The 7628-nt window shown below is 73.1% G+C and carries 6 protein-coding genes and 1 pseudogene; 3 read left to right on the forward strand and 4 right to left on the reverse strand.

All coding sequences use genetic code 11. The features are described 5' to 3' along the window. A partial coding sequence (locus AC5LSR_RS08405) for an urease accessory protein UreF (RefSeq protein WP_493468322.1) occupies positions 1-717 on the reverse strand: 717 nt, incomplete at its 3' end. A 181-nt stretch (positions 718-898) separates the two neighbouring features. Here AC5LSR_RS08405 and AC5LSR_RS08410 point away from each other — a divergent pair. Further along, on the forward strand, positions 899-1249 hold the full coding sequence (locus AC5LSR_RS08410) for a hypothetical protein (RefSeq protein WP_250287196.1): 351 nt from the start codon (positions 899-901) through the stop codon (positions 1247-1249). A 39-nt stretch (positions 1250-1288) separates the two neighbouring features. Here the strand turns inward: AC5LSR_RS08410 and AC5LSR_RS08415 are convergent, their stop codons facing one another. From AC5LSR_RS08415 to AC5LSR_RS08425, 3 genes and pseudogenes are all read right to left on the reverse strand, one after another. Then, positions 1289-3019: an urease subunit alpha gene (locus tag AC5LSR_RS08415; RefSeq protein WP_250287199.1), complete on the reverse strand. Its 1731-nt coding sequence runs from the start codon at positions 3017-3019 to the stop codon at positions 1289-1291. Positions 3020-3210: 191 nt separating this feature from the next. Then, positions 3211-3525, reverse strand: a pseudogene (locus tag AC5LSR_RS08420) (urease subunit beta); the annotation flags it as partial. A gap of 107 nt (positions 3526-3632) precedes the next feature. Further along, positions 3633-3935: an urease subunit gamma gene (locus AC5LSR_RS08425; protein WP_250285998.1), complete on the reverse strand. Its 303-nt coding sequence runs from the start codon at positions 3933-3935 to the stop codon at positions 3633-3635. A gap of 411 nt (positions 3936-4346) precedes the next feature. Here AC5LSR_RS08425 and AC5LSR_RS08430 point away from each other — a divergent pair, with 411 nt between their 5' ends. Beyond that, a complete protein-coding gene (locus tag AC5LSR_RS08430; RefSeq protein ID WP_445548286.1) occupies positions 4347-6092 on the forward strand; it encodes an adenine deaminase C-terminal domain-containing protein in 1746 nt (581 codons plus the stop codon). A 476-nt stretch (positions 6093-6568) separates the two neighbouring features. After that, positions 6569-6994, forward strand: coding sequence for a hypothetical protein (locus AC5LSR_RS08435; RefSeq protein ID WP_250285996.1), 426 nt, complete (start codon positions 6569-6571; stop codon positions 6992-6994). Positions 6995-7628: the final 634 nt, after the last annotated feature.

Raw genomic sequence — 7628 nt, forward strand, 5'->3', positions numbered from 1 at the left:
CGCCTCGGCGGCGGTGTGGTCGATGGCGGGGGTGAGGCGGGTGAGCAGGGCGGTGACCGCCAGCGGGTCCAGGCCGAGCAGGCGGGTCGCGGCCGAGGCGGGGCCGCTGACCGTGCCGTAGGCGACGGCCAGCGCGGCGTCGGCGGGGGAGAGGCCGGCGTGCGCGGCGACCAGGCCGAACGCGACCGGATGGTGCGGCGCCGGGACCGGGCAGGACAGCCCCGGCCAGGCGGCGCGGCCCGCCCGCAGCAGCGCCCGGCCCTGTGCGCGGCTGGCGGAACGCTGCGCCGGCGACGGCGTCCGCGCGTCCAGCTCGACGTCCAGTTCGATGATCGCCCTGGTCGGCGTCGTGACGCCACCGGCGGCGTCGGTATCGGAGGAAGCGGAAGTAGCGATCTCCTCCGGATACGGCCGGTCTGACGACGGCCGGTCTGACAACGGCTGGGGTGGCGCGGCCGATAGCCGTCCCGAAACAGTGATCGGGAGGTTCCCGTCCGTATGCGGGCTGCGGGTCAGCCGGCAGGCGGCGGCGGCGAAGGCGGCGGAGACCAGGCCGGTCGTGGCCAGCCGGCCGCGCAGGAAGCGTTTGAGGCCGGCGAGGTCGGTGACGCTGCCGTCGACGGTCGCGGCCTCGATCCCGCCGGAGTGCGCATGACCACCCGCCGGCAGCCGCCCGTCCGCCAACAGCAACAACGCCGCCCGGCTCGCGTCCACCATCAGGCGTCCTCCCAACAGCGATCTCCCGACGGCGATCTCCCGACAGTCGTCAACAGCGAACGACTGTGACCGCCAGACTCCCGTAGTGCGTTCTGCGGGGCACAACATGTCCGCGCCGAGCCGCGTCTTCCGCCGCAGAAATCAGACCCGAAGAAGCGTACGACAGCGGTAGTATCTGGGCGTGACGCAGGTAAAACGCAGGGTTTCAGACACCCTTGATGTCGACCTCGTCTCGGCGTTCGAGACGGCGGGCGAGAATCTGTCTGTTCAGATCAACATGGGCATCCGGAACGGACCGGTACGAGATTGCCGGCACCGGGCGCTCGGCGACATGCTCGACCGGCTCGCCGCCGAGCGGGGTGCGCTCGACACCGTCGAGGACCAGGAAGAAACCGCGAGGTTCGTGCGTCTGCTGGGTGGCATGAGCGATGGCACAGGCGGCGGCGACGGCCTGACTTCGACTGTAGCTCCAGGCAGCGCGGACGGTGCGGCGCGGCGGGGGCGTCGGCGGGATGGGCGTGGCCGGAGCTGATGCTCGAAGCCGGAACAGGGCTCAGAACCGGGAGAGGAATCAGAAGAGGAAGTAGCGCTGGGCCATGGGGAGTTCGGCTACCGGGGCGGGTTCTATTGTGTCGCCGTCGATGGTGACGGTGAATGTTTCCGGGTCGACGTGGATGTCGGGGGTGGCGGTGTTCTCGGGCAGGTCCGCCTTGCCGCGGCGGCGGACGTCGGCGGTCGCGGCCATCGGCTTGGCCAGGCCGAGGCGCGCCGGCAGGCCGGCGTCGAGGGCGGCGGGGGCGACGAACGACAGTGACGACGCCGCGGCCGGGCCCGCCGCCGCCCCCCACATCGGACGCGGCAGCACCGGCTGTGGGGTGGGGATGGAGGCGTTCGCGTCGCCCATCGCCGCCCAGGCCACGAAACCGCCCTTGATGACGACGGCCGGCCGGACGCCGAAGAACGCCGGGTCGTAGAGCACCAGGTCGGCGAGCTTGCCCGGCTCCACCGAGCCGATCTCGGCGTCCAGGCCGTGCGCGACGGCCGGGCAGATCGTGTACTTGGCGACGTACCGGCGGGCGCGGGCGTTGTCGGCGCGCCCGTCCCCGGGCAGGGCGCCGCGCCTGACCTTCATCACGTGCGCGGTCTGCCAGGTGCGCAGGACGACCTCGCCGATGCGTCCCATGGCCTGCGAGTCCGAGCCGATCATCGAGATGGCGCCGAGGTCGTGCAGGACGTCCTCGGCGGCGATCGTGGACGGCCGGATGCGGCTCTCGGCGAAGGCCAGGTCCTCGGGCACGGTCGGGTTCAGATGGTGGCAGACCATGAGCATGTCGAGGTGTTCGTCGAGGGTGTTGACGGTGTGCGGGCGGGTCGGGTTCGTCGAGCTCGGCAGGACGTTCGCCGCCGCGGCCACAGTGATGATGTCCGGGGCGTGCCCGCCGCCGGCACCCTCGGTGTGGTAGGCGTGGATGGCCCGGCCGGCGATCGCGGCCAGGGTGTCCTCGACGAAACCGGCCTCGTTGAGGGTGTCGGAGTGCAGCGCGACCTGCACCCCGGAGGCGTCCGCGACCCGCAGGCAGGCGTCGATCGCCGCCGGGGTGGAGCCCCAGTCCTCGTGCAGCTTGAAGCCGGCGGCGCCGCCGCGCAGCTGCTCCCACAGGGCATCCTCACCGACGGTGTTGCCCTTGCCGAGCAGGACGACGTTGACCGGCAGCGCGTCCATCGCGGACAGCATCCGGGCGAGGTTCCACGGCCCGGGGGTGACGGTGGTGGCCCTGGTGCCCTCGGCCGGGCCGGTCCCGCCGCCGATCAGGGTGGTGATGCCGGCGCCGAGGGCTTCGGGGACCTGCTGCGGGCAGATCAGGTGGACGTGGCAGTCCACCGCCCCCGCGGTGAGGATCTTCCCGTTGCCGGCGAGGATCTCCGTGCCCGGGCCGATGACCAGGCCGGGGTGGACGCCGTCCATGATGTCGGGGTTGCCGGCCTTGCCGAGCGCGACGATCCGCCCGTCGCGGATGCCGACGTCGGCCTTGACGACACCCCAGTGGTCGAGGACGACCGCGCCGGTGATGACCAGGTCCGGGGTACCTTCGGCGCGCGACGCCCGGGCCTGCCCCATGGACTCCCGGATCACCTTGCCGCCGCCGAACACCGCCTCGTCGCCGGTGCCGGCGCCGGCGGGCCCGCGGCTGCGGTCCTCGGTGACCTCGATGAACAGGTCGGTGTCAGCGAGGCGGATGCGGTCACCGACGGTCGGCCCGTACAGGTCGGCGTAGCGGGCCCGGTCGAGGCGGCGGCTCACGGGCGCGCCCCACGCCGGCCCGGCGGGCCGGGGGCGTCGTCTGGCGGGCCGGGAGCGTCGCCCGCCGGGCCGGGAGCGTCGCCCGCCGGGCCGGTTGGCGTACCGTCCGCGGTGCCCTCGGGCGGGCGGCCCGTGCTGGCCGCGGGCGGGCCGTCGGCGGGGCCCGCGGGTGCGCTGCCCGCATCCTGGGGGGCGGGGCTGTCCAGCGGGCCGGCGGATTCGGGGCGCAGGCCGGGGACCAGCCGCCGGCCGCCCAGCGGGACGAGGTCCACCTCGCGTTCGACGCCCGGCTCGAACCGGACGGCGGTGCCGGCCGGGACGGCCAGCCGGTGCCCCCAGGCGGCGTCCCGGTCGAACTGAAGGGCGGGGTTGGCGGCGGCGAAATGGTAGTGCGACCCGACCTGGACAGGACGGTCGCCGATGTTGCGCACACGCAGCGTCAGCACTGGCCGTCCCGGGTTGATCTCCACCGGGTCGCCGTCGTGCCAGATCTCGCCCGGCCGGATGCCGGCGGCCGCGCTCACCGGCCCGGCCCGCTCACGAGCTCGGCCCGCTCACGAGCCCGGCCCGCTCGCGAGCCCGGCTCCACGCGGGCCGGTGGGCACGGCCAGGCTCACGGGATCGGCTCGTGGACGGTGACCAGCTTGGTGCCGTCCGGGAAGGTCGCCTCGACCTGGACCTCGCGGAGCATCTCGGGGACGCCGTCCATGACGTCCTCGCGGGTGAGCACGGCCCGGCCGGCGGACATCAGGTCGGCGACGGTGCGGCCGTCCCGGGCGCCCTCGAGCAGGAACGAGGTGATGACGGCGGTCGCCTCCGGATGGTTCAGCCGCAGGCCGCGGGCCCGCCGCTCGCGGGCGAGCCCAGCCGCCACGTGGATGAGCAGCCGTTCCTGTTCGTGCGGGCTGAGCAGCACGGTGGCGAAGTCTAGCGGCCACGGGCATGCTGCGGCTACGCCGTGCTGCCCACCGTCCGCACGGAGAATCCGGTCATGCCGGGCCTATCCGGTCATGCCGGGCCCATCCGGCAGTGCCGGGCCGGCGTCGCCCGGACGTGTCTCCTGGGTGCGTCGTCGCGATGTCCGGGATCTCTTGAGAAGCCCGCCATTGTGACTATCAGCGCCGAATCTGTGACGGCCACGTTAAAAGGCGCTGGTTCGCGGGCGCCACCGCGGCTGTGGCGGCACAGTAAGCGGCTGTGCCGCGTTCGTGTACCCGGTGCGGAGCGGCAGGGCCGTGCCAGGGCGTAATGTACGTCACATCGCCGGCTGACTTCTTAGCGCAGGGTCATATCCCATCCTCGTCCTAACGGTGTCTGCGGAGGGCTCATGACCACCGAGCGTGACCGCCAACAGGGGTGGTCCGCGCGCGGACCCGAACTGGTGACCTGTCTGCCGGAAAGGCCCTCGGCCGGACACGGCCACCGGCCACGGCCCGGAGCTGTCGCTGTCCACGGCGCCGCCGGCCTCGCCCCGAGCCCGGCGGAGCTCCAGCGCCTGCGCCGGGTCGCGGACGGCCAGGAGGAGGCGGACCTGATTGTCCACGGCGGCACGCTGGTCGTCGTCCACACCGGTGAGCTCCAGCGCCGTGACCTGCTGATCGTCGGACGGTTCATCGCCGCGGTGACGCGGCCCGGGGCGTTGGGGGCCCGCCGGGGGCTGGACGCGTCCGGCCGCTACCTCCTGCCCGCCTACGTCGACGAGCGCATCCAGGTCGAACAGACCCTGCTGACCCCCGGCGAGCTCGCCCGCGTCGTCGTGCCCCGGGGAACGGTCACCCTGCTGGCGGACACCAGCCGGTTGACCGGGCTGTACGGGCCGCGCGGCGGACAGCTCGCCACCGCCACCCGCACCCCGATGCGGCTGCTGGAAGCACCGTCCGTGCCATCGGCCATACCGCCCATGCCCGCGGTGAGGGCGGCGATGGTGCCGCGGCAGCCGGTTTCCTTACCCGAATCCGCCGGAGAGACGTCACTGGACGTCACCGGCATGGCCGGGACGCTCCCTGTGGGGCCCGAGCCCACCGGCGGGCTCGCGGGGGCCGGCCCCCTGCCCGGCTCCGGGCCGGCGTCGAGGCTGGGGGCGGGGTCCGGGCTGGGGCCGGCGAGCCCACCGGCCGGGCGGACCGCTGACGACGACGCCTGGGAGGCTCTGCTGGACGCCTCCGGCGGGCGTTCGCTCATCGATCTTGTCGTGCACGGCCATCTCGACCGGGACGTCCGCCGGGCGGCCAGGGCGGGCATGGACCCGATGACCGCCGTCCGCATGGCAACCCTCACCCCGGCCCGCCGCCACGGCCTGGACCACCTGCTCGGGTCGCTCACGCCGGCGCGGCTGGCCGACATCCAGATCGTCAGCGAGATCGCCGGGCCCCGGCCGCCGGAGGTCGTGCTCTCCGGTGGCCGGCTGGCCGCGGAGCGGGGCCGCCCGCTGTTCGACAACCTCGACGTCGTCCCCGCCTGGGCCCGGGAACGGCTGTCACTGCCCTCCGGGCTGCACGGCGGGTCGTTCACGGTACCGGCGGCGCCCGTCGGTACCGCCGGTCGGGGCGTGAACGCGGCCGAGCTGCGTATCACGCAGGATGACTATCCGTATGTTGAAAGCGTCGTGGTGCGGCCGGCTACCGTCGACGGCGCTACTGGCTGCCCCGGGGCGGATCCGGAACGCGACCTGCTGAAGGTGGCTCTTGTCACCTGCCGTGTGCATCGGGACCGCCCCGCCGGGACACGGGCCGGGTTCATCCGCGGGATCGGCCTGCGCCAGGGGGCGATCGGGATGACCACGAGTGTGGCACCCGGCGACCTGGCCATCATCGGGGCCGGCGACCACGACATGATGACGGCCGCCCGGGCGCTGGAGGGGATGGGCGGCGGTTTCGTCGTGGTCGACCGCGGCTGGGTGCTGGCGGCCTGCCCGCTGCCGGTGGCCGGCGTGATGAGCGACGCCCCCTGGGACGCCGTGCGCGACCAGCTGGACGGCGTCGACGCGGCCGCCGCGGCCCTCGGCTGCACGCTCGCCGCACCGTTCCTCACCCTCGCGCCGCTGGGCCAGCGGCTCTATCACCCGCCCTTCTGACGGACAGGCCTGCCCGCCCGCCCGAGTAAGCGGCCCCTCGTGTCGCCTGCTCGGGCAGGCGCGGCCGGAAGCCCGCCGTCCGCCCGTCCGCCCGTCCGCGGAAGTGATCTGCTCGTTCTCCTGGCGGAATGCCCGGCTGTCTCTCCAGCGGCCCGGCCTGTCCGTCTTCCCCCCACCGTGTCCGGCACGTCGGGCAGGTCGTAGCTTTGGCGGCGTCGGCCGAGGCGAGGGCCACGGGTTCCGCGGGCCGACATGTGGGGGATGCACGGGCGGCGCATCCGTGCGTGGGGAATCAGAGAGTGGGGGATCTAATGCGTTTGGCGCCTGTGACGGGCCACGTGGGAACATCGCGGCTTCGTACCGCTCGCACCGTGACGGCCGGAGCCGGTGCGGGCCTGGCACTTCTGCTCGGCGCGTGTGGCGGATCCACGTCGCCGTCCTCCGTGGCGGGTGGGCCGGCGACAGCGGTCGAGGCCGTGCGGAGCATCGCGTCGGTTGATCTGCCGACCGATCTGCCGACCGATCTGGCGCTGCCGTCGCGCACGCCTCCCGCGGCGGCGGGTACGGCGGCTCCTCAGGCCGCCACGACCGCGACGGCGGGTGTGGCGGCCCTGAAGGGAACGGTCGTCTCCGCGGGCTTCCCGTTCCCCAGGGGCGCTGTCCCCACGGTCTCGGTGTCCAAGCCTCAGCACGCGACGATATCGCTACAAGGCGTGACACCGGCCGCAGCACTCCAGTTCTACCGGCAGGCGCTGCCCGCCGCCGGTTACAAGTTCCTGCAGCAGGGCGGCTCGGACGGCAGGACGAAGCTCACCTTCGAGGGGAAGGGCCAGAACATCCAGCTCCTCGTGGGCGGTGACGGCAGTCCGGATCTTGTCCTGCTCCTCTTCGAGAACCTGTAACAGCGGAATGCGTAGGTGGAAAACGCTGCTGTAACAACGGTTTCCACCTACGGACGCGGAAGCTGTAGGTGGAAACCGTCGCCGCGGTGATGGTTTCCACCTACAGTCTCCGCCGTGTGGGCTTCCGGAGGAGGCAACGGCCGGCGCCACGGGGCGGTCGGTGCCACCGGGCCGACGCCACGGTGGCGACGCGATCCCGAGGAGCGCGGTCCCGGCGGGAGGGGCGTTGTCGGGGAGAAAAACCGGCCTTGGTCGCAGCTTTCTTCTCGAGCGTCCCGGACGGTCGTTGCAACCGCGGCGATTGTTGGGACAACCGCTGGTCGCGGAACCACGGGCGCCTGGTCCGAGCTGGTGTTTCATGCCGCTGGCCGCCGGTTTGGAAAGGCGGCGGCCAGCGGCGGTACGCGCGGGCAAAAGGCGGGGTGGGTGGCGGCGCCCGCGAGGCGGATGGGAGGATATCGGTATCGGGATTCCGGTCGTCCGCACCTATACGTTTCACACGTATGCGTTTCATGCGTGTGTGTTTCATACGTTCCGGTGCGCGTTCGCGCGTGTCGGCAGCCGGTACGAGCCGATGACGGGCTGGCTCATGGGCGGACGCGCCCATGGCGGCCGAGGTCGGCGAGGTCGGCGA

The organism is Protofrankia sp. CiP1_Cm_nod4 (genome assembly GCF_982290645.1).

Coding starts and splice junctions, on each gene's coding strand:
- AC5LSR_RS08430 (WP_445548286.1), top strand. CDS start 4,347: ATGACCACCGAGCGTGACCGCCAACAGGGGTGGTCCGCGCGCGGACCC.